The organism is Microcoleus sp. F4-D5, from assembly GCF_036704885.1.
In the GTDB taxonomy this organism is placed as follows: Bacteria; Cyanobacteriota; Cyanobacteriia; order Cyanobacteriales; family Microcoleaceae; genus Microcoleus.
Window position 1 is genome coordinate 17,784 of record NZ_JAUBSX010000007.1, and the last position, 20,770, is coordinate 38,553.

Annotated in this window: 17 protein-coding genes and 1 pseudogene; 12 read left to right on the forward strand and 6 right to left on the reverse strand. The window is 44.0% G+C overall.

Annotated elements, in window-relative coordinates:
- Positions 1-146: 146 nt before the first annotated feature.
- On the reverse strand, positions 147-920 hold the full coding sequence (gene gloB, locus QUA80_RS05205; RefSeq protein ID WP_333422059.1) for a hydroxyacylglutathione hydrolase: 774 nt from the start codon (positions 918-920) through the stop codon (positions 147-149).
- Between the two features lie 117 nt (positions 921-1,037).
- Between gloB and QUA80_RS05210 the strand changes: the two genes are divergently transcribed.
- The 12 genes from QUA80_RS05210 to QUA80_RS05265 all read left to right on the forward strand — a co-directional run bounded on the left by QUA80_RS05210 (position 1,038) and on the right by QUA80_RS05265 (position 15,729).
- The gene (locus QUA80_RS05210; protein ID WP_333422061.1) at positions 1,038-1,241 is read left to right on the forward strand and encodes a hypothetical protein; all 204 of its coding nucleotides are present in this window, start codon (positions 1,038-1,040) and stop codon (positions 1,239-1,241) included.
- 54 nt (positions 1,242-1,295) lie between these two features.
- Entirely contained in the window at positions 1,296-2,297 is a 1,002-nt protein-coding gene (galE, locus tag QUA80_RS05215) for a UDP-glucose 4-epimerase GalE (protein WP_333422063.1), read from the forward strand.
- Positions 2,298-2,492: 195 nt separating this feature from the next.
- Positions 2,493-3,329: a hypothetical protein gene (locus tag QUA80_RS05220; protein WP_333422065.1), complete on the forward strand. Its 837-nt coding sequence runs from the start codon at positions 2,493-2,495 to the stop codon at positions 3,327-3,329.
- A gap of 1,164 nt (positions 3,330-4,493) precedes the next feature.
- Entirely contained in the window at positions 4,494-5,645 is a 1,152-nt protein-coding gene (locus QUA80_RS05225) for a glycosyltransferase family 4 protein (protein WP_333422067.1), read from the forward strand.
- 92 nt (positions 5,646-5,737) lie between these two features.
- Positions 5,738-7,741, forward strand: a complete 2,004-nt coding sequence (locus tag QUA80_RS05230) for an ABC transporter ATP-binding protein (protein ID WP_333422069.1) — start codon at positions 5,738-5,740, stop codon at positions 7,739-7,741.
- Positions 7,742-7,851: 110 nt separating this feature from the next.
- Positions 7,852-9,123: a glycosyltransferase family 4 protein gene (locus QUA80_RS05235; RefSeq protein ID WP_333422071.1), complete on the forward strand. Its 1,272-nt coding sequence runs from the start codon at positions 7,852-7,854 to the stop codon at positions 9,121-9,123.
- 118 nt (positions 9,124-9,241) lie between these two features.
- Complete coding sequence (locus QUA80_RS05240) at positions 9,242-10,216, forward strand: glycosyltransferase family 10 domain-containing protein (RefSeq protein WP_333422073.1); 975 nt, start codon at positions 9,242-9,244, stop codon at positions 10,214-10,216.
- A gap of 130 nt (positions 10,217-10,346) precedes the next feature.
- On the forward strand, positions 10,347-11,384 hold the full coding sequence (locus tag QUA80_RS05245) for a DUF2278 family protein (protein ID WP_333422075.1): 1,038 nt from the start codon (positions 10,347-10,349) through the stop codon (positions 11,382-11,384).
- 126 nt (positions 11,385-11,510) lie between these two features.
- Entirely contained in the window at positions 11,511-12,638 is a 1,128-nt protein-coding gene (locus QUA80_RS05250) for a formylglycine-generating enzyme family protein (protein WP_333422077.1), read from the forward strand.
- Positions 12,639-12,704: 66 nt separating this feature from the next.
- Positions 12,705-13,679: an Npun_R2821/Npun_R2822 family protein gene (locus tag QUA80_RS05255; RefSeq protein WP_333422079.1), complete on the forward strand. Its 975-nt coding sequence runs from the start codon at positions 12,705-12,707 to the stop codon at positions 13,677-13,679.
- Positions 13,676-14,548, forward strand: coding sequence for an Npun_R2821/Npun_R2822 family protein (locus tag QUA80_RS05260; protein WP_333422080.1), 873 nt, complete (start codon positions 13,676-13,678; stop codon positions 14,546-14,548). Before QUA80_RS05255 ends, QUA80_RS05260 begins: the two co-directional genes overlap by 4 nt.
- Positions 14,549-14,706: 158 nt before the next feature.
- Positions 14,707-15,729: an Npun_R2821/Npun_R2822 family protein gene (locus QUA80_RS05265; protein ID WP_333422082.1), complete on the forward strand. Its 1,023-nt coding sequence runs from the start codon at positions 14,707-14,709 to the stop codon at positions 15,727-15,729.
- A 3-nt stretch (positions 15,730-15,732) separates the two neighbouring features.
- Here QUA80_RS05265 and QUA80_RS05270 read toward each other — a convergent pair.
- From QUA80_RS05270 to QUA80_RS05290, 5 genes and pseudogenes are all read right to left on the reverse strand, one after another.
- Positions 15,733-16,620, reverse strand: a pseudogene (locus QUA80_RS05270) (NAD-dependent epimerase/dehydratase family protein).
- 245 nt (positions 16,621-16,865) lie between these two features.
- On the reverse strand, positions 16,866-17,354 hold the full coding sequence (locus tag QUA80_RS05275) for a hypothetical protein (protein ID WP_333422084.1): 489 nt from the start codon (positions 17,352-17,354) through the stop codon (positions 16,866-16,868).
- Between the two features lie 97 nt (positions 17,355-17,451).
- Positions 17,452-19,128 carry an AarF/ABC1/UbiB kinase family protein gene (locus QUA80_RS05280; protein WP_333422086.1) on the reverse strand — a complete coding sequence of 559 codons (1,677 nt, stop codon included), beginning with the start codon at positions 19,126-19,128 and terminating at the stop codon, positions 17,452-17,454.
- 151 nt (positions 19,129-19,279) lie between these two features.
- Positions 19,280-19,444, reverse strand: a complete 165-nt coding sequence (locus QUA80_RS05285) for a hypothetical protein (protein ID WP_333422088.1) — start codon at positions 19,442-19,444, stop codon at positions 19,280-19,282.
- A 99-nt stretch (positions 19,445-19,543) separates the two neighbouring features.
- Complete coding sequence (locus tag QUA80_RS05290; protein WP_333422090.1) at positions 19,544-20,704, reverse strand: DegT/DnrJ/EryC1/StrS family aminotransferase; 1,161 nt, start codon at positions 20,702-20,704, stop codon at positions 19,544-19,546.
- Positions 20,705-20,770 lie beyond the last annotated feature (66 nt).

Consider the following 20,770-nt stretch of genomic DNA (forward strand, 5'->3'; position numbering starts at 1 on the left):
TTGCAAATGCGATCGAGTAGGGAAAAACTACCATACTCAAAATATGTCAACTAAAGTGATGCGCTTTCTATCAATACCGAAACCGTGCGAAAGCTCCGCCCCAATCAATTATGGCTCGATCTAGCGATCTTGATTGTTCGTAATGCTCAAAATCGGTCTTTCATGCCGCGCAATCGAGCGAAGGTTTGCACTGGATCGCGGGTGTTGACGGCTGATTGGAGGTTGGGACAATCCCAGCGCAAAAATGGGTTTGTGCTTTTTTCGATGCCGATCGATGATGGTATTGTAGGTTGCGATCGGCTGCGCGCTTCCTTGACTTCGGCGAAGCGGTGCTGTAAATCGGGATTGTCGCCATCCACACTCAAGGCAAATTGCAGGTTTTTGAGCGTGTATTCGTGGGCGCACCAAACTCTTGTATTGTCGGGCAAGTTTCGCAGTTGCCCGAGGGAAGCTACCATTTGAGCGGGAGTGCCTTCAAACAGTCTGCCGCAGCCTCCAGCAAATAAAGTGTCGCCGCAGAACAATTCGCCGGTTTCGCCTGGGTTGCTGGGGGGGAAATAGTAGGCGATGTGAGCTTTTGTGTGACCGGGTACGAAGAAAATTTCGGCAGTTCTGTTGGCGAAAGAAACTCGATCGCCCGCTTGTAAAAACACTTGCTGTCCCGGAATTCTGCCTCTGTCTTCTGCGCCGCCGTAAACTTTAATGTTGCCAAAGCGATCGATCAGTTCTTGATTGCCGCCTACGTGGTCGCTGTGGTGGTGCGTGTTGAAAATTGCGGTTAATTCGGCTCCGAGCGATCGCAGTTGCTGCAAGACCGGCTCTGCTTGCGCTGGATCGACGACGGCTGCTGTGCCGCGATCGGGGTCGTGCAGCAAGAAAATGTAGTTGTCGGACAGTACGGGAAGCCGATAAACCTGCATAGAAAACTGCCTCTCAACAGTAATTTTTTACTTACAATCAATGAATGTAAACACTGAGCTAGTTCGTCAAGAACTGCAAGCTGCTATGATTATTCTGACATAAAAGCGCGATGACTTATGCGAACGTCTCAAAACAAATCGAACTTAACAATATTTCAAATGGTCGATCGGATTGTCGCGTCTGGCAAAATCTCTCGCCGGGAACATTTAGTTTTGACTTCGGCTATCCTCTCTGATGATAAAATTACAGAGGAGGAGCGACATCAAATCAATCGGATCTTTGATTATCTCCAAATTGGTCGCATCAAGTTTATCGATTGAACTTGTAAATTCACCAGATAATCGACAGTTGCAGTAAAAAAAAGGCCTAATAAAATGAGTGCAGAAAAACCAACTATTTTAGTGACGGGCGGAGCTGGATATATTGGCTCTCACGCGGTATTAGCACTGAAAAACGCCGGTTACGGTGTGGTGATTTTGGATAATTTAGTTTACGGCCACAGAGATCTAGTAGAGCAGGTTTTGCAGGTGGATTTGGTAGTTGGCGATACGAACGATCGCTCTCTTCTCGACAACTTGTTCGCCGCGCACAAAATAGATGCGGTAATGCACTTTTCTGCTTACGCTTACGTGGGCGAATCTGTTACAGACCCAGCTAAATATTACCGAAACAATGTCATCGGCACTATTACCCTTTTGGAAGCAATGCTAGCTGCTGACGTGAAGAAATTTGTGTTTTCTTCTACTTGCGCGACTTACGGCGTACCGCAGAAAATTCCGCTTACAGAAGACCACCCGCAAAACCCGATCAATCCCTACGGTGCTACTAAGTTAATGGTAGAACGGATTTTGTCGGATTTTGACGCTGCGTACAATTTGAAGTCTGTTTGTTTCCGCTATTTTAACGCGGCTGGGGCTGACCCTAACGGGTTGTTAGGAGAGGATCACAATCCAGAAACTCACTTGATTCCGCTGGTGTTGTTCGCTGCTTTGGGGAAACGAGATTCGATCGCAATTTTTGGCACGGATTACGATACTCCTGACGGTACTTGCATTCGGGATTACATTCACGTTAACGATTTGGCGTCGGCTCACATTTTGGGATTAGAATATTTGCTAAATGGTGGCAAATCAGATTTCTTTAATTTGGGCAACGGCGGCGGGTTTTCGGTGAAAGAGGTGATAGAAACGGCTCGCCAAGTGACCGGAAAAGAGATTAAGGCGGTTGAGTGCGATCGGCGTCCGGGAGACCCGCCTTCTTTGGTTGGCAGCAGCGAGAAAGCCATCAAAACCTTGGGTTGGTCTCCAGAATATCCCGACATTGAGAACATTATCTCCCATGCTTGGCAGTGGCATCAAAAACGTCACAACTCTTAGTCTTTAAGGTGCGCCTTCCGCACCTTCCCCTTAACTTTAGAAAATACGCCCAATTTGCGGAAGTAGGCTGACCATATTCGACCGTACTTTACGCGATTAAGATAAGTGAAAAACCCGCCACTCTCATTTAATGTTTATTTGTAATTACCTATTTAAATAACTAAAAGAATTAGTAAATTAAGCAGTAAAAAAATAATGAATTCAGATAAATTAGCAGCTAAGGGATTTATTACTATTTTAACGGGTCTTTACTCTTTCCAAGATTGCGTTCATTTTCTGGCCTCGGTCAGGAAATTTCACCGGGAACCAATTATTATCTTAATAGATAGAGTACCTATAATTTTATATCCCTTACTTCAGGTGTTTGGAAATGTCATATTGAAACCTGCACCCTCTAATAAAAATCCTGTTTTAGCGTCGCGGCAAGCTAAGCTGGCTTTGTACGGAGAATCTCTGTTTGACAAGACTATTTATATGGATTGCGATATTTGTTTGCTGTCGCCAATTGATGAGGTTTTTGATTTTCTTGATGAAGTAGACTTACTGGTGACAGAAGACGTGCAGCCTGCAATTGCTAAAGCTGCAAATTTATTAAGAGTCAAGCAGGATATTCTATCAACTTTACAGTCTGTCGGATTGCCGTTAAACGAAAATAGCATTCAATACAATGGCGGATTTATCGCTTTTACTAAAAGCACTAAAAATCACGAATTGTTCCACAATTTTTTGAAATATTTTGAGATAGTAGTTGCCAATCAAAATGTGCTATTATTAAAGGATCAAGGTGCTTTTGCCGCTGCGGTTGAATCTGTCAAACCGAAAATGAAAACTTTGTCTGCTGTTTACAACTACTTGGATAAGTGGAAAGATGTTTATGCGATCGACAAACCGATTAAAGTAATGCACTGCACTTATCCTTACCGCCCTCAGTACGCGAAGAACGTGACGCGATCGATCTTTACTAGAATAGTCGATCGTATGGCTAAAATATTTTTACCAAATCAACTTAACAATCCCTGGCGTTTAAAATAAACTTGAGTAACGTATTCAAAATTTCTATATTATAGCAACCGCTGCCAATTACTGAACATCTATCTCTTTGTTTCTTTCTCTTTCTGTTATCTGCCCCCTCTGCTTTTGATTTAAAAAATATTATTCATAACAAATGAAATTATAACTAATCTAGCTATTCTGCAACCTTATACGGAAGAACTATATCAATACTTTAGCACTTATGCAAGGAAGCATTTTTTATACTATCTGTACTGGTAAGGTGAGCAGTCCGCAAGCTACAACTAGAGTCTGTGCGTAAGTCCTGTATTTGCAAAAAATATCCCAATAATCAACCATAAAAATTATTCATATTATTTGGTAATTCGTGCAGCAAAAGCGAGTAATTTATCTGGTTGTGGTACGGGGACTAGGCTGTAAACATTCAAATAATTTGTTGTTGAGGATATTTTTAAATTGGGTAATTGGGTTTACTCAAAAAGGCTATAAGTCTAATGCTAACTTTTTAGCATGAAATTTAAACCAGGATTTGCCGATTAAAAAACAATTTGATTTAATTTCTTCCTGAGAAGTTGCCAAACACTAGCCCCCTGAGTGTGTCCAGATATTGGTAGAGTCTTTAGTGAAGCCGATCGCAGTTATTTTATTCTCTGCCACAGTACCATTTTAAAGAAGAAAAAATCGCGTAAATGAACAGTTGCCCGACTGTTGAGCAAAACTATTCCAATAGCAAGGATATCTGGCAATTGGCTGCGTGAAACATAAAATATGCAGGACTTATGCACGGTTCCCCAAAAAAACCAGGTTTCTCGTTGTCGCGAGCGTATATGACGAAATTGCGTGAAGAACCGGGTTTTTGCGTTCAGGACTGATATGGCAAAACGATCGACTTAAATCGTACTGCGCCCAGAATATACTTATATTTGCCAGGGGGGATATTTAACAACCAATCCAGTCTTGCAAAAAGCTCCCGATCGAACTAACATTTTTCAGCTTTCCTTAATTCATCCGCAGCTTTATTTGCCAAAAGCATCAGGAGCAACCAATTTTAGACAAGAAATCAAAGATGCTTTAGCCTTAAAAGATCCGAAACTTTCCATAAAAAAATATTGTTTGCTTTGCTACCCTTGACAAAAGCTCGGTTAAGTACGAAAATAAAGCAACTTTTTTAAAAAAAATTACCAAGTGAAAGTTTCATTAGTGGTGAGCGATTTGTCGGGAGCAGGTGCAATCCGTGCTTTTCTCTTAGCTCAAGTCCTGATAGAGCTTAACTGCGAGGTAGAAGTTATCGGATTTCTGTTTGGCAAGGAATTGTATGCTATTCCTCCGCGAGGCATCCCGGTATGTGCGATACCGGGTAAAAAATATCCGGGGTTTTTGATGGATGCTCAAAAAGTTTTAAAAAAAATAGATGGAGATATTATTTATGCAGTCAAACCTAAACCTACAAGCTTTGGTTTATCGCTGCTAAAAATACTGGATACTCGCCGCCCTGTCATTTTAGATATAGATGACTGGGAACTTAGCTGGTTCGGTGGAGGTGAATGGAAATACCGTCCCTCTTTCAAACAACTTTATCGAGATATTTTCCAACAAAACGGTCAATTGAGAGAACCAGATCATCCGCTATATGTCAAGTGGATGGAAAGTTTAGTTTCCCGCGCTGATGCAGTCACCGTTCATACTGAGTTTTTAAAACAGCGTTTTGGTGGTATATATTTGCCTAACGGCAAAGATACTGAAATGTTCGACCCCGCTAAATACAATCCTGAATTGAGCAGGCAGCGTTACGGCTTGTCGGGGTATAGGGTTCTGATGTTTCCCGGGGCACCGCGACCTCATAAAGGTGTTGAGGATGTTTTGATGGCCCTCGAACAGTTAAACGAGCCCGATTTAAAATTAGCGATCGTCGGTGGGAGTCCTTATGATGATTATGATGATAAACTTGTGAAACAATGGGGGCGTTGGATTGTTAAACTGCCCAGGTTTCCAGTCGAGACGATGCCGTCCGTCGTCGCGGCAGCTCATGTTGTCGTTGTTCCTCAGCGAGAAACTCTCACAGCCGTGGCTCAGTTTCCGCTCAAGCTGACAGATGGCATGGCAATGGCTAAGCCTGTTTTGTCTACGCGAGTGGGGGATATTCCAGCAATTTTAGGGGAAACCGGTTATTTAGTCGAGCCGAGTTCTCCCGCTCAAATTTCCCAAAAAATTCAATGGATATTTCAAAATTTGACAGCCGCAAATTTGCAAGGAATGAAAGCTCGGGAAAGATGCGTAAAAAAATATAGCATTCAAGCAATGGCACCGATACTTTCAGATATAATTTCAGGTATATAGAGCTAAATTTCAAGCGACTGAATGGAGGAGGAAACACTGGTTGTAATTAAAGAATATTTTGAGATGCCGTACTGTTTAGCTGGGAATGCTTCATGTCTGCCAATAAGCTACTCCTAAAATTTGCCAGACGATATCCCGGCAGGATTCTGTTAACTGTAATGCTGGGCTTTTCCGGGGCTTTATTCAACGGTATCAGCACTACTCTGATTGTACCAGTGCTTTTAAGTTTTTTAGACGAAGCTATCGAGCTGCGCGGCGCTCCACCTGTAATTAAAACTTTGATGTATCCCTTTGAGGGAATGCCGCCAAATAAGCGTTTAATGTTGATAACAGTGACGATTGTTCTGGCAATTATTTTGAAAAATGTTGCGAGTTATATTAATACTTTAGTAGCTACTTCTCTGACGCGATCTCTGACTTTTGATTTGCGAGAAGCAGGTTTGCGCTTGTTGTTAGAAGTAGATTTAGATTTTTATTCTAAAACTAAAGTCGGGGATTTAATTAATAGATTGGGCGGAGAGATTGGCCGGACTGCTAGTGCAGTTGGCACGGCGATCGGAATGTTTACTACCTCAATCACGGTTTTGGTGTTTGTGGGTTTGCTGCTTTCTATCTCGTGGAAATTGACGGTGACATCTACAGTTTTGCTGGCGTTAGTTGCTTGGACAAATCAATATATTATTAACCGTTCCAAGCATTTTGGACACCTGCTTTCTGAAATGTCGAAAGATTATTCGGTTAGAGTCCTCGAAACCATGACTGGGATTCGGCTGGTCAAGTCAACCGGGAACGAGGAAAGGGAGTATGAGCGGATCAAGTATTTGATTCACAGGCGAGAACAAGCGGATTTTCAGGCTCAGGTCAATTATGCGGCGATCGCTCCAATAAACGAAGTTGTTAATTTGATAGTTATTATTTTGATTGTCTTTATAGGACGCACAATATTTGCCAATGAAATAGAGTCTATTTCTACAGTTTTGTTGACATATTTATTGGTGCTTTTTCGGTTAATTCCTTTCATTTCTCAGTTGAATAACGGGCGGAGTCAGTTTGCTAATACGTCGGCTAGTGTAGAGGTGGTAAATGAGTTTTTGCGCTGTGATGATAAGCCGTTTATGCTAAACGGTTCTGTGCCTTATAATCATTTGCAATCGGGTATTCATTTTAATAAAATATCTTTTAGTTATCCAAATCACAAAAATTTAGTTCTTCAAGGAGTTGATTTATTTCTACCTCATGGAACTACTTTGGCTTTGGTAGGAGCGTCGGGTTCTGGCAAGTCAACTTTGGCAGATTTACTGCCGAGATTTTACGATCCTACTGAAGGTCATATCTCGATCGATGGCAGGGATTTGCGCGAATTTGAGCTGAAAAGTCTCAGACAAGCGATGGGTATTGTTAGCCAAGATACGTTTTTGTTTAATGCTTCTGTGCGCGAAAATATTGCTTACGCTAGGCCCGAAGCGACTGAGGAAGAAATTGTGGAAGCGGCGAAGGGAGCGAATGCTTACGAGTTTATCCAACTGTTGCCGGAGGGGTTGGATACTCAAATTGGCGATCGGGGGGTGATATTATCGGGAGGTCAGCGTCAGAGAATTTCAATTGCTAGAGCCCTGCTGCAAAACCCGGAAATCTTAATTTTGGATGAGGCAACGAGTTCGCTGGATACGGTTTCGGAAAGGTACGTGCAAGCGGCGATCGAGAAATTGAGTTGCGATCGCACAACCTTGGTAATCGCCCACCGCCTCTCCACAGTCCAAAAAGCCGACAAAATCGCCGTGATCGATCGCGGACAAGTAGTAGAAATTGGCTCCCACGAAGAATTGCTAGCAAAAGGAGGTTACTACACTCGCTTGTATTCAGTGCAATTTGCCGAAGAAACCGCTCGCGATGAAGCTCTAATTAGAGGTTCTTACGAAATTCGCACTCGCTTGACTCCCATGATAGCTTACCTCAAATTGCTAGTAGATGAAATGGTAGACTCTCCCGAAGAAAGAGACGAGTTAATCAGAGAATCCTTTCACTCGGCTGCTAATATTTTCACGACTTTAGAATTTATAGAAAAAACTATTAAGCGTCAAGCTGTTAAAAAATAGTAAGTAGTCAGTTGGCAGTTGGCAGTTGTTATTTTCCCAGTTAGGATCGTCAATTAAATAATTTCCCTTTTTTCTTGTGGGATGGGCGTCCCGCCCGTCCCACAACAGCCATGAAAAGTCGATTTTATTTAATTCTCATCCCTTACCAATTCCCAATTACCAATTCGCAATTACCAATTACCATGTCTAAATATTATGTATTTTTTACCAGAAATGTCTTGCCGCAATCCAACGTAGCGAGCTTAGTTCAAGTTGCCCACTCTGCAAATGCCGCAGCAAATCTCGGTTATCCAGCAGTTTTGGTATACCTCCGCAAAGGATGGAATACTTTGAATCCGGTTGATTTACTTCGTCCTTTTCAACCGAGGAAACCGGATGACCAACTTGCCAAAATTTACAATATTCAAGATAAATTAAAAGTAGCAGATTTGCCCATGCCCTGGCCGATCGACCTTTGGGACAGCAAGTGGACGAGTGCGAGTACGATCGTCTCAAAATACTATTTACCGATTCACCTGGTTAAATCCACTAAAATTGTCCACACCCGCGACTGGAACTTTGTCAAAGCTGCCATTAAAAACGGTATTCCCGCTATCTACGAACAGCACCACCACGAAGACAAAGATTTTCAACCTGAAGTCGTTCGCAATCCTCTATTTCAAATTTCTGTAACTGTTGCAGATACTGTCAGAGACAGCATGATTAAGAACGGGATGCCACCCGAAAAAGTAATTACGCTGCACAACGGTTTTAACCATTTTTTTCTCGCGAGACAAACAGAAGCTGCTCGTAATTGGCGACAGCAATTATTAACAGATGGAAGACAGTATTTAGCAGTTTATGCAGGGGGACTGTACCCGTTTAAAGGTGTTGATATGTTGGTGGATGTGGCTCAGGAATTGCCGCTGGTTCAATTTGCGATCGCAGGCGGTGATTCATCCCAAGTAACAGCCTACCAGAAATTAGCCCAATCCAAGCAAGTTAACAACATTAAATTTCTCGGCTACCTGCCTCAAAATCAACTGGCTAGCTTGCTGCAAGCAGCCGATGTTTTGACTCACCCGCACTGTTTGACAGAAGCCGCGACGTTCACATCTCCTTTAAAATTCTTTGATTACATGGCATCGGGAACTCCGATTGTGGCGACGGAGATTGCATCTTTAATGGAATTTAAATCGGGAAACATAGCAGCAACTTGGTGCGAACCGGATAACCCGCACCATTTCGCGCAAAGCATTCGAGATTGTTTAACCAAATATCCGAGGAAAAGCGAAGGCTATGCAGAAACAATGGATTTTGTCAAGCAATTTTCCTGGGAAAATAGGATAGAGAGAATTATGGGCTATATAGATGAAGGTGTGCGATCGCAAATCATTAATTAATCCTCTTCCGATAATTTTAAAATCGGTAGGGGCAGGTTTTACCAACAATCATCGCCTCAAATAAACAATCTCATAAACCCGCCCCGCCCACACGCAAAAACCAGACTTATTATTAGATATGAACCAAAAAATCATCGGCACAATCACCACATATCCAGGCATGAGTCAAAGCGACTGGCTGTGGCAACAAACCCCCCACAACTTCGGCGAATGGGGCAACATTCAAATGCTAGCAAATCACCCAGAGCCAGAGTTTTTACTCATGTATCAATTTGACTTTCCCCGATCGCCAAAACAGCAATCCTGGCTCGATAAAATTCGCCGTCCCAGCCCCAAAAATCCCGAAAACGACATTCGAGAAAAATTTCGCGGTGTCCCCAAAGAACGCATAATTTACCTGATCCGCGAGCCACCATTACCAGAAGTAATTGAAATTACCAAAGCCAATTACGAACAAGCAAAACTTTACTGCGGTTACATTTCTGGTCCCGACGACTTCGCACCAAAACCCGATTATATGCCCGCGATTTGGTATCACTCTAACTCGTTTCGAGAACTGGATGAAATGCCGCCACCAACTAAAACTAAATCCTGTTCTTGGATAACTTCAGGTGTTAGCCGCAGCGCCAATCACCGCCACCGATTAGATTTTATCAAATTGCTGCAAGAACGAGAATTATATTTTGACCTTTACGGGCGAAACTTGCCAATTTGGGCGCGCGGAAAGGGCACTGTAAACAATAAATGGCACGCCGTCGCGCCATACTATTACAACTTAGCTATTGAAAATTATGCCGAAAACGATTGGTATGTCAGCGAGAAGCTTTGGGATGCTTTGTTAGCTTGGTGTTTGCCAATTTATTACGGCGGTTCGGCGGCAGATAAATTGTTGCCGGCGGGGAGTTTTCTGCGGCTGCCAAGTTTGGATGAGAAAGGAGTAGAATTTATTAAAGAAGTTGTGGCTACTGCGGATTATTGGCATGAAGCGAGGGATAAAATTGCCGAAGCCAGACAAATTATTCTCCACGAATTGAACTTGCTCAATTGGCTATCTAAGTTTGTATCTCAGGAAATAAATCTTAATAATTCGTAAAAGCAAGAACCCCGATTTTTATCATAAGTTCTTGGGGGAAGGGGTGACAGGATGAAGGGGCGGCTTGACTGACCAGTACGATCGCTCCTGTAGAGTATGTTGTATATTTTGAAGTACCGAGGAGAAGCTTGTGGCTTTAAAGAATTACGGTGTTTTAAAAGGTCGTCCTGTGGGACGGCGTTTGGCGATTACGTCTAATGCTCATTACCAAGTTCACTTAGTTTCGGAAGATACAGACTACCGAATTGCCGTCAACGTCAAATCGCAGCTAGAACCGTCGGAATTAGAGTATTTGGTTGATGAAAATTTCTCTTATCCCATTTTGGCAGATTTGGCAGAGTTGCCTTTGGGCTTCAAGGAACTGGAGAGAAAGCCCGGTGGTTTGGCACTTGATTTTATTCGCGGTAATTTGTTCGATCGCACTAAAATGATACCTCTACCCTTCGATGTACCTGGTGCGGATAATGACTTAAACGAGAAAATTGACAAATACGTGCAGCGGGCAATGTCGGATGAATCAGCTTATATCTATGCTTTCGGCGAGAAATGGGGGCCCGAAAGAATCAAAGACAAAATCTTCGGCTTTTTGCCCGGTAACGGCATTCACGACATCCACATGAATCAAGGGAATGCCGGCAAGTTTGCCAAAGATAACGGCGTTTGGCAAGACGGCGGAATGCTGTTACACTTCCCGTCAGAGAACCGCTGGGTAGGCATTTTCCTCAAGTTTCAATCGCAAACTTGGCACACTGATGACAATTCGGGACAGCCTATCGACACGATACCCTCACCCATTATCGGCAAACCTCCTGTCAAACCTGTCACAGGAGGTAAAGTTCTAGAACCTGACTATATTGTCAGAATTGTGGCGGCGTTAGTAAGTCCTGTGGGTGAAGATGCTGGAAAGGAAACCGTAACGCTGCTGAATGCTTCACCGGATGCAATCGATTTGACTGGATGGTCGATCGCAGATAAGTTAAAAAACAAGCATAGCCTTTCCGGTACGGTTGCTGCTGGTGCTTCTCTGGTCGTTGCCTTGCCACCAAACGTGCAACTGAGTAAAAAAGGTGGCTTGATTACGCTGCTGAATAAAGAAGGTCTGAAAGTTGACGGCGTGTCGTACACTGAGCAACAAGCACAGCGCGAAGGTTGGACGATCGTGTTTTAATTATACGACTTACGCACGGGTCAGAAACCGGGTTTTTTGCGAGAATAATTAGCAGCCCGAAGCAACAGTAAAAACCCCGGTTTCTTTGGTTTTTATCCGTAATTTTGGAACTCAGAAAATAGCGCAATGACAGAAAACCAAAATCAACCCAGAGAATACGAGGCCGTACTCGGCGGTCAAAATCCTCCTCCCCTCGGTGCTGCTGTCTTAGGCGGGATTCCCGGCGTTAAGAGTCGTTTGGCTTCACCGATTGTCGAGGTAAAAATTGCTGCACTGTCTGAAGCGCTGAAATATGGAGATGCAGCTTTAGATTTAATAATTGGGGTACTGCAAGATAAATCAATGGCTGTGAAATTTACAGCCTATTCGCTGCTGAAGGATAGAGATGAACCAAATATAAAACAGGAGTTACAAAAATATTTGCCTATTTTTGACTTTGATGTAATAACAGTTGATTCGTATGGAAAAGAAAACCGTCGCAGCCGTCATTATGCTCACTTCTTCGCAGAAGACTTAGGGAACGGAGTTGTGCTGGAAATGGTATCGATTCCCGGCGGCACTTTTATGATGGGCTCGCCAGCAACAGAGGAAGGTAGAGACAATTGTGAAAGTCCGCAGCATCAAGTAACAGTACCCGCTTTTTATGCAGGCAAATATCCCATCACCCAAGCACAGTGGCAAGAAGTGATGGGAAACAACCCATGTTTGTTAAAACGTGAAAAACTTCCTGTGGTAGGTGTATGCTGGCCCGATGCTGTCGAATTCTGTGGCAAACTATCGCAAAAAACCGGGAAAAAGTATCGTCTCCTTAGTGAAGCAGAATGGGAATACGCCTGTCGCGCGGGAACAACAACCCCATTTCATTTTGGGGAAACCATTACCCCGGAATTAGTCAACGATGTTAACTATGACGGAAACAGACCCTACGCAAATGTACCCAAGTCACTTTACCCCGAACAAACAACCTATGTAGGGAGTTTTCCTCCTAATGCCTTTGGGCTGTACGATATGCACGGTCAGGTTTGGGAATGGTGCAGCGATAGGTGGCACAGCAACTATAACGGCGCACCAACTGACGGAAGTTCCTGGGAAACTGGCACAGATAATAACCGAGTGCAGCGTGGAGGTTCTTGGTTCCACCTTGCGGTCAATTGCCGCTGTGCCTTTCGCTTGTCGGACTCGGGGGGCAACAGCAGTAGGTGGAGTTGGATGGGTTTTCGCGTAGCGGTAGCGTCGGTTTCTCCCTCGGCATAGTTTTTCCGCGAGAACTCTTGTCTATCCTTTTACCCTTTAGCCCTCTACACTTTTTCTTTACTATATATGAATGGAATTTGCACGCTTGCCAACGATACAGTTTATGACCAAATAATTGCCTTGCTCAACAGTATTGAAGTTATCTTAGGCTCAAATATTCCTGTCTGCATTTATCCTTTCGACGACCAAATAGAGCAAATCAAAGCTGAAATTGTTAACCGTCCCAACGTCTTTATTTATGAAGATAGCGCCTCTATTCAGCGATGGGATAAATTCATGCTAGCAGCCGCACCAGAGCGTTTGAACCGCAAAAAATTCCGGCTTTACGGCGCACACCGGCGCTTTTGCACTTTCGACGGCCCGTTTGAAAAGTTTATCTACATGGATGCGGATACTTTGGTGATGAATTCCCTTGATGCGGTTTTTCAGAAGTTAGAGTCATCGGATTTTGTGGTTTATGATTTTCAATTTCGCGACCCAACTAAAGTATACAACATTCAGTCACCAAAACTGCTCGAAGTTTTTGAGCAAAATCGGATAGACTCGGAAATATTTTGTTCGGGATTTTACGCCAGCAAGCAAGGATTGTTTGAGCAAGATACTAGGGAATGGCTGTTATCTCAACTGCAATCGGGCGATGCGGAAATTCTCTATGAAGGTGCGGGAGAACAGCCGCTGCTCAATTATATGGTGATGAAAACTGGGATGAATAGCTATAATTTTGCTTACAGCCTACCGGATGGCGAAAAAACCGGGTGCAGCGTCACTTCCAAACATTTTGAAGAACAAGATAAAATTTTGTACGACAAAGGAAACCGACTTACTTATATTCATTATATTGGCGTGCAGCCGGATTTAATTCGGAGAGTTTGTGCGGGCGAAAATATTGAGTTTCCCTATCGCGATTTGTTCCTGCATTACCGCTATCTCCGCGAACCGTCCAAGCGTCCGATTTTTGCCCAAGCGCCAAAGTCTTATACTGAGGTTTCTGCGCCGAATTTGCTACAAAGAGTGTTGAGAAGGTTGAGGATAAATGTATGAATCGCGGTATTTATATTGTTGCGAATGATAAGGTGATCGAAAGTGCGATCGCCCTTCTAAACAGCATACGCCTGTACAATTGTCAAGTACCTGTTTTTTTGATTCCCTTCGACGACAATTATCAGCAAGTCGCAGCCGCACTCAGCAGTCTCCACGGGGTTCAACTGTTCCCAAATCTGGAGTTTGTCGAACAGTTTACCAGAGAAATTGGCCAAATGTTCGATCGCAACTTTTTAGCCCTTCCCAACAAAATGCGAAAACTCGCCGTTTGGTTTGGCCCCCTCAACGAATTTCTGTACATCGATACCGATATCATCGTCTTTGAAGACATCGCAGCCAACCTCAACAAACTATCAGAAGTAGACTTTTTTTGCTGCGACTACCACCACCTCAGCGAAAAACTGCGAAATGTATTTTCACCCGCTGTCAAAGAACAGAATATCTTTACCGATTCACAACTTCAAGATGTATTCAACAGCGGTTTTTGGGGTTCCAGAAAAGGAACTATTACAGAATCGCAAATGTATGAGATTTTGCGAGAATGTTCGCAGCATCGAGAATATTTTGACTTTACTCAAAATGTCACAGACCAACCTATACTAAATTATATCATTCTTAAACTGATTCCCAAACGCTGCAATCTTGTTAAAGATTCAGCAACAGAACCCGGAAGCTGGGCTGGTTCCAAGCATTTTCAAGAAATAGATTATGTTCTTTACGACAAAGGAAAAAGGTTAAAATATCTTCACTGGGCTGGAATACCAATTAAATCGGGCAGTCCTTATTGGCAACTTTGGAAACATTATCGTTATCTCAATGAAGTTAAACCAAATTTAGTGCAAATAATTTTTAGATATTTGCAGGGATAAATAATATTGTTTGTAGCGATTTGCCGTTGGGAGGGGGCGGGTTTACGAGATTGTTGGTTTTAGGCAATTATGGTTGGTAAAACCCGCCCCTACGAGTTCGGAGATTATACAAAAATAAATCAGATCCACACGATATAAATAATCTGTAGGGAATAATTATGATCGCTGGCATTTATATTCTAGCAAACGATGTTGTTTTCGACCACTTAGTCGCTTTATTGAACAGCCTCGAAGTCAATGGGGCAAAAGATATTCCAGTTTGCATCATTCCCTACGATGATAACCTGAAAAAAGTGCGAGTAGAAGTTGCAACTCGCCATAATGTCACCCTATTTGACAATACCAATTCCATCAATTTTTGGGAAGAATTTGCTACTCAAGCTTGGACATCTCACCGCAAGGCTCAAAAAATTTGGCAAGCCAAAGGTTGGCAGCAAGTTCACTGTTTGGGAATGCACCGAAAATTTTGCTGTTTTGACGGCCCTTTTGACAAATTTGTCTATTTTGACTGCGACACTCTGTTAATGGGTTCTCTAGATTACATCTATCAAAAACTCGATGAGTTTGATTGGGTAGCCAACGATTTTCAATATAAGTCTGACCTTAATTATGTATTTGATTTATCCTCGGCGAAATTGCCCAATATTTTGAACATTAACCAACTGCAATTTCATATTTTTTGTGCTGGTTGGTTTGCTTCAAAAAAAGGTATTTTAAATCGAAATAATTCAAAGCAATTGTTAGATAAATTGATTTCAGGAGAAGCAGAAATTTTGTCTTTGCGGGGAACTGACCAACCTTTATTTAACTATTTAGTCGCCCGTAGCGGCATCTCTTTTTATAACTTTGCTTATCATCAACCTGCCGGGGTAACGGGAAATCATTGGTCTTCTCAATTTGAGGTGATAGATTATGTTCTATATGACAAAGGGCGGCGGCTGACTTACTTGCACTACATGAGCATTTCGGCTGCAAAGTTTACTCGATTGTGTGCTGGCGAAGATGTTGAGATTCCCTACCGAGACGTATTTCTGCACTACCGCTATTTGAATTCGCCGGAAACACAGCCAAAACTCGCGCCTCCAAATGTGTTGGTTCGCTTGCACAGAAATATCAAAAGTTGGGTAATTCAAAAAGTTAACAATGTTCAATTTAAGTTGCGGAATTTCTGGGATAGATAGGATTTAACTGTACAAAGACTGAATCCACTCCCATTCGCGCCTTAATCCTTCTTCTAAAGGAACCTGCGGCTGATAACCTAAGATTTTCTGGGCTTTAGACACATCCGCGCTAGTGTGCGGCGCGTCTCCCCTCGCAGCTTCGGTAAAATCTATCCGAATAGGTCGATCGACAATTCTCTCTATTGTATCAATAACTTCTTTCAAAACTACCCGACTGCCCCCACCAATATTAAAAACTTCCCCCGCAGCTTCCGCAACCTCAGCCGCCCCTAAATTCGCTGCAACGCAATCGCCGATAAACGTAAAATCCCGGGTTTGCAATCCGTCGCCGAAAATTGAAATCGCCCCGTCAAACAAAATCGACTTAAAATACTTGTGAACAGCCATATCGGGGCGCTGTCTCGGCCTGTAAACAGTAAAATAATGCTGCGAAGTAGTCGGAACACCAAAATTTTTGTAATAAAGTCCGCACAAACGTTCACCGGCTAATTTCGTAATTCCGTAGGGAGAAACCGACTGCGGACAAGCGTTTTCATTCGCGGCAAAAGCTTCAGCATTGCCGTAAATTGAAGAAGAAGCATAGACAAGTTTCTGCAAATTGGGCGCATCTTTTGCCGCTTCTAACAATATTTGGGTGCTGTTAATATTGCATTCCGTCTAACTGCGAAAACCGTCGCCCCAGCTAGCACGAACTCCCGCTTGTGCCGCCTGATGAAATATTAGCTTAGCATCGGATAAAAGACCTCGCCAATTTAAAGACAAAATATCTCCTTCCACCAATTCAAAACCCGGATACTTTTCAAATCGCTCAATATTCTTGCGCTTGAGGGTCGGATCGTAATAATCGTTGAACTCATCAACACCGATCGCCGTCTACCCTCGATTTAAAATAGTTTATACTAAGTTAGAGCCAATAAATCCAGCCGCACCCGTAACAAGAAAAATACTTATTAGATTTTAGATTTTAGATTTTAGATTTTTAAATTTTTACACAAATTATTATCTGAGCTGTCATTTTCTTCTTTCTCTTGCTCTGCCTTCTCGGCGGTTCCAAAAGCCTCTAATTAGGATAACCCTAGATCGCTAGATAACTATCAACCCCCTTCCTGCTCCGAAAAGAGGTTGACAGTTAACTTTCATTGTTCAAAAGAATCTAAATCCAGCGCTTGGGAACCTCCGCGTTCTAACTCGATCAAAAGCTTACCTAGCTGAGTCCAAACTAACCAGCCCGTCAGCAGCGTCAGTGGCAAAGCTAGGGCATAAGAAAGTAGTTTTGGGAAGCCAAAAATCTCCATGCCCGAAGCTAAAAATACGCAAATTCCGCCAGCCATTCCCAGAAAAGGTATGACCAATTGCAGCCTTGGCAGGTTAGCCAAGGTGCGAGTAGAACGATTTTTAGACCACAGTTGTACGGATTGTTTGAGAGTTGCTTCAAAGGCTAGGCCGGAGGCCATACCTGCTAGCAGTCCAGCCGACATTAAAAAATACGGAGGTTCGGGAAAATAATACACGAATAATTCCTTAATTTGGGTAATTGGAAATTGGGAATGGGGAATGGGGAATGGGGAATTGGGAATTGGGAATGGGGAATTGGGAATGGGGAATGGGGAATTGGGAATTGGCAAGAGTAGAATTATTTTTCTTCCTTCTTCCTTCTTCCTTCTTCCTTCTTCCTTCTTCCTTCTTCCTTCTTCCTTCTTCCTTCTTCCTTCTTCCTTCTAATTAAAACAGAGTCAGCGCAGCGGCTCCTTCTGTGGAAAACTCCGCCAAAGCGCCTAGAGCAACGTTGAACAGGCGACTGGGTTGCAAGTCTTCCTTGACTAAGTTCCACAGGCTGCGAACTTCTTCGGTGTGGAGGCGATCGTCCTCAATCAAAGCCAATATCAATTGGCGTCTCAAAAATGACCCTTCCTCTGACAGCAAAAATTGCAAGCCTAGTTGTGCTGTCGGTAGCAGGTCGAAACTGCGATCGGACCTAGCGATCGCGATCATGTCCTCTAACCTGTTCCACTGGAATTTGCCATCTTTGAATAATACCTCAATCAGACGCCGCCGCAGTGCTGGAGATTCTCCGTTCAACAAACGCCGCGCTACGTAAGGATACGCCACCTCGACTATCTTGAAATTGGGATTCAGCGTCAGGGCCAAACCTTCTTCTGTAACCAGAGAGCGAATAATTAAGGCAAATTTCGCCGGCACTCGGAAAGGATAATCGTACATTAACTCCGAAAACTGGTCTGTAATCGTCTTGAAGTTAAAATCTGACACCTTTTCGCCGACGATATCGCCCAGTACAGATTCCAGCGCCGGGACGATCGGCATAATATCTGTATCTGGCGTCAAAAAGCCAAGTTTGACAAAATCCTTTGCTAACTCTAAGTAATCTTTGTTGATCAAATGAACGACAGAATCAACCAAAGTTTCTTTAGTTGTTTCTTCCATCTGATCCATCATCCCAAAATCAATGTAAGCCATGCGGCCGTCCGCTAAGGCAAACAGATTTCCCGGATGGGGGTCAGCATGAAAAAATCCGTGTTCCAGCAACTGCCGCAAACCGCTGCGGACTCCGACTTCAATTAAGCTATCGGTATCCAAACCTGCGGCTTTAACACTTTCGATATCTGTCAGCTTGATGCCGTCAATCCATTCGAGAGTGAGAACGCAATTTGAAGTATAACGCCAGTAAATGCTCGGAACTTTTACTGTCGGGTCGTCGGCAAAATTTGTAGCAAATTTCTCGGCGTTGCGGCCTTCATTGATATAATCAATTTCCTCGAACAATTTGATACCGAATTCATCGACTATTAAACAAAGGTCGTGACCGAGATTCAGCGGCAGCAACGGGCCCAACCATCCAGCCGCCCAACGCATTAAGTAAAGGTCAAGGCTCAAGACGGGCAGCAAATTCGGTCGCTGAACCTTGACTGCTACTGCTTCCCCGGTGAGGAGGCGAGCTCGGTAGACTTGACCGAGACTTGCCGCAGCGACAGGTTCGGGGGAGATTTCGCTGTAGGTTTCGCTAATTTTGCGATCGAGTTCCGATTCAATAATCTCGAAAGCGCGCACCGAGTCAAAAGGCGGCAACTGATCCTGAAGTTTGATCAGTTCTTCGAGAAAGTCTTTGCGGATCAAATCCGGTCTGGTAGAAAGGGCTTGGCCGACTTTAATGAAAGTTGGGCCCAAGCGAGTGAGTATTTGTCGCAGGTGGGCGGCGCGTTCTGGCTGGTGTGCTGCGACTTCGTGCTGCCAACTGTCCCACAGCATCCCCAGCACAAAGCCGGCAAAAGACCAAATAACGGTAATTGCTCGCCAAATTGCTTTCCAAGGACGGTTGCGGTAATACTGAGCGATCGCTTGTGGATCGTAGCGTCTAGCCTGAGTGAATTGATACTGAGGCACTCGTTTATTTTCCTCTTATCTTATGAAAATTACAGGTTAAATTGAGAATTCAGAATTGGGCATCGGGCATCGGGCATCGGGCATCAGGCATCGGGCATCAGGCATCGGGCATCGGGCATCGGGGATGGGAAGTCGAAAGTTCAAACATTCTTTATTCTTCCTTCTTCCTTCTTTTTACCCGCTCAGCTTCGCCGAACGGCCTTCTTCCTTCTTCCCTCTTCCTTCTTCCCTCTTCCTTCTTCCCTCTTCCTTCTTCCTTCTTCCTTCTTCCCTCTTCCTTCTTCCTTCTTCCTTCTTCATCATTGACCGATCGCATTCCAATTTTTAGGCGAGCGGAAAATGCACCCGTTCAAGGCGGATTGCCAGCCTAAATTTGTTTCTTTTCATTAAATATAGTACATAAAAGTACAACTGTTTAGTCAAAAAACTTCACGGACTGAGCCAAGCAATCTTTCAGACCATAAATTGCCCGCTCTTGTTGATCCCTCGACAGTTCCGGGAACATCGGCAAAGACAAGACCTCGCGGCAAACTTGCTCGGCCTGCGGCAAGTGACCTGCTTGATAGCCCAACGATTTGTAAACAGGTTGGAGGTGCAAAGGTAACGGATAGTAAACCATCGAACCGATGCCGCATTCCTGCAACTGAGCCCGCATCCAATCTCGAAAATTGCCAGAGGGATTTTGCGCGTCTTCTGAAGTTGTCAGCCGGATCGTGTATTGATTCCAAACTCCTTTTGCTTCCGGCAATGCTTTGGGGACGGCAACTCCGGGCACGCGGGAGAGAAATTCGCTGTAAAATGCCGCTTTCTCCCGCCGCTGGGCGTTCCAAGTGTCGAGATACCGCAATTTAATGCTGAGAATCACCGCTTGCAGGGCGTCTAAACGGCTGTTGTAGCCGATTTCTTCGTAGAAATACCTAGAAGACTGTCCGTGTTCTTTGAGCATTCTCATTGAAGCTGCGAGGGCTCGATCGTTTGTCGTCACCGCGCCACCGTCACCGCAAGCGCCTAAATTTTTGGTGGGATAAAAACTGAAGCAGCCGACATGGCCGATGCTGCCGACTTTTCGAGACTGCCACTGGGCCCCGACAGACTGGGCGCAATCTTCAATTACGGCTAAATTGTGTCGAGTCGCAATTTCCATCAACCGAGTCATGTCTACCGGTTGGCCGAAGATGTGCACGGGCATAATTGCCTTGGTTTTTTCAGTAATTGCCGCTTCGAGGAGTTCGACATCCATATTAAAAGTCCCGCTGTCAATATCGACAAACACGGGAGTTGCGCCGACGGCGCTAATTGTCTCAGCCGAAGCAAAAAAGGTAAAAGGAGTGGTAATCACTTCATCGCCAGGGCCAATTTTGAGAGCTCGCAAAGCCAAAACTAGCGCATCTGTGCCGGAGTTGCAGCCAACGCACTCGGAAACTCCCGTGTACTCGGCGAACTCTCGTTCAAAATTCTTTACGGCCGGGCCGCCTACGTAGCCTCCAGAGGCAAGCACTTTTTGCACCGCTGCAGTTATCTCGTCGCCTATTAAGGCGTACTGGCGGGTTAAGTCGAGGGGGGGAACATTATTCACTCTTCACACCACAAATTGCAACCATCATCAAAGCAAATTCTTACAGCAAAACTGTTTCTCAGAAAC

Bases quoted from the DNA above. Each gene is read 5' to 3' on its own strand.
- gloB (WP_333422059.1), bottom strand. From the start codon at position 920: ATGCAGGTTTATCGGCTTCCCGTACTGTCCGACAACTACATTTTCTTG.
- QUA80_RS05210 (WP_333422061.1), top strand. From the start codon at position 1,038: ATGCGAACGTCTCAAAACAAATCGAACTTAACAATATTTCAAATGGTC.
- galE (WP_333422063.1), top strand. From the start codon at position 1,296: ATGAGTGCAGAAAAACCAACTATTTTAGTGACGGGCGGAGCTGGATAT.
- QUA80_RS05220 (WP_333422065.1), top strand. From the start codon at position 2,493: ATGAATTCAGATAAATTAGCAGCTAAGGGATTTATTACTATTTTAACG.
- QUA80_RS05230 (WP_333422069.1), top strand. From the start codon at position 5,738: ATGTCTGCCAATAAGCTACTCCTAAAATTTGCCAGACGATATCCCGGC.
- QUA80_RS05235 (WP_333422071.1), top strand. From the start codon at position 7,852: ATGAAAAGTCGATTTTATTTAATTCTCATCCCTTACCAATTCCCAATT.
- QUA80_RS05240 (WP_333422073.1), top strand. From the start codon at position 9,242: ATGAACCAAAAAATCATCGGCACAATCACCACATATCCAGGCATGAGT.
- QUA80_RS05250 (WP_333422077.1), top strand. From the start codon at position 11,511: ATGACAGAAAACCAAAATCAACCCAGAGAATACGAGGCCGTACTCGGC.
- QUA80_RS05255 (WP_333422079.1), top strand. From the start codon at position 12,705: ATGAATGGAATTTGCACGCTTGCCAACGATACAGTTTATGACCAAATA.
- QUA80_RS05260 (WP_333422080.1), top strand. From the start codon at position 13,676: ATGAATCGCGGTATTTATATTGTTGCGAATGATAAGGTGATCGAAAGT.
- QUA80_RS05265 (WP_333422082.1), top strand. From the start codon at position 14,707: ATGATCGCTGGCATTTATATTCTAGCAAACGATGTTGTTTTCGACCAC.
- QUA80_RS05285 (WP_333422088.1), bottom strand. From the start codon at position 19,444: ATGCGATCGGTCAATGATGAAGAAGGAAGAAGGAAGAAGGAAGAGGGA.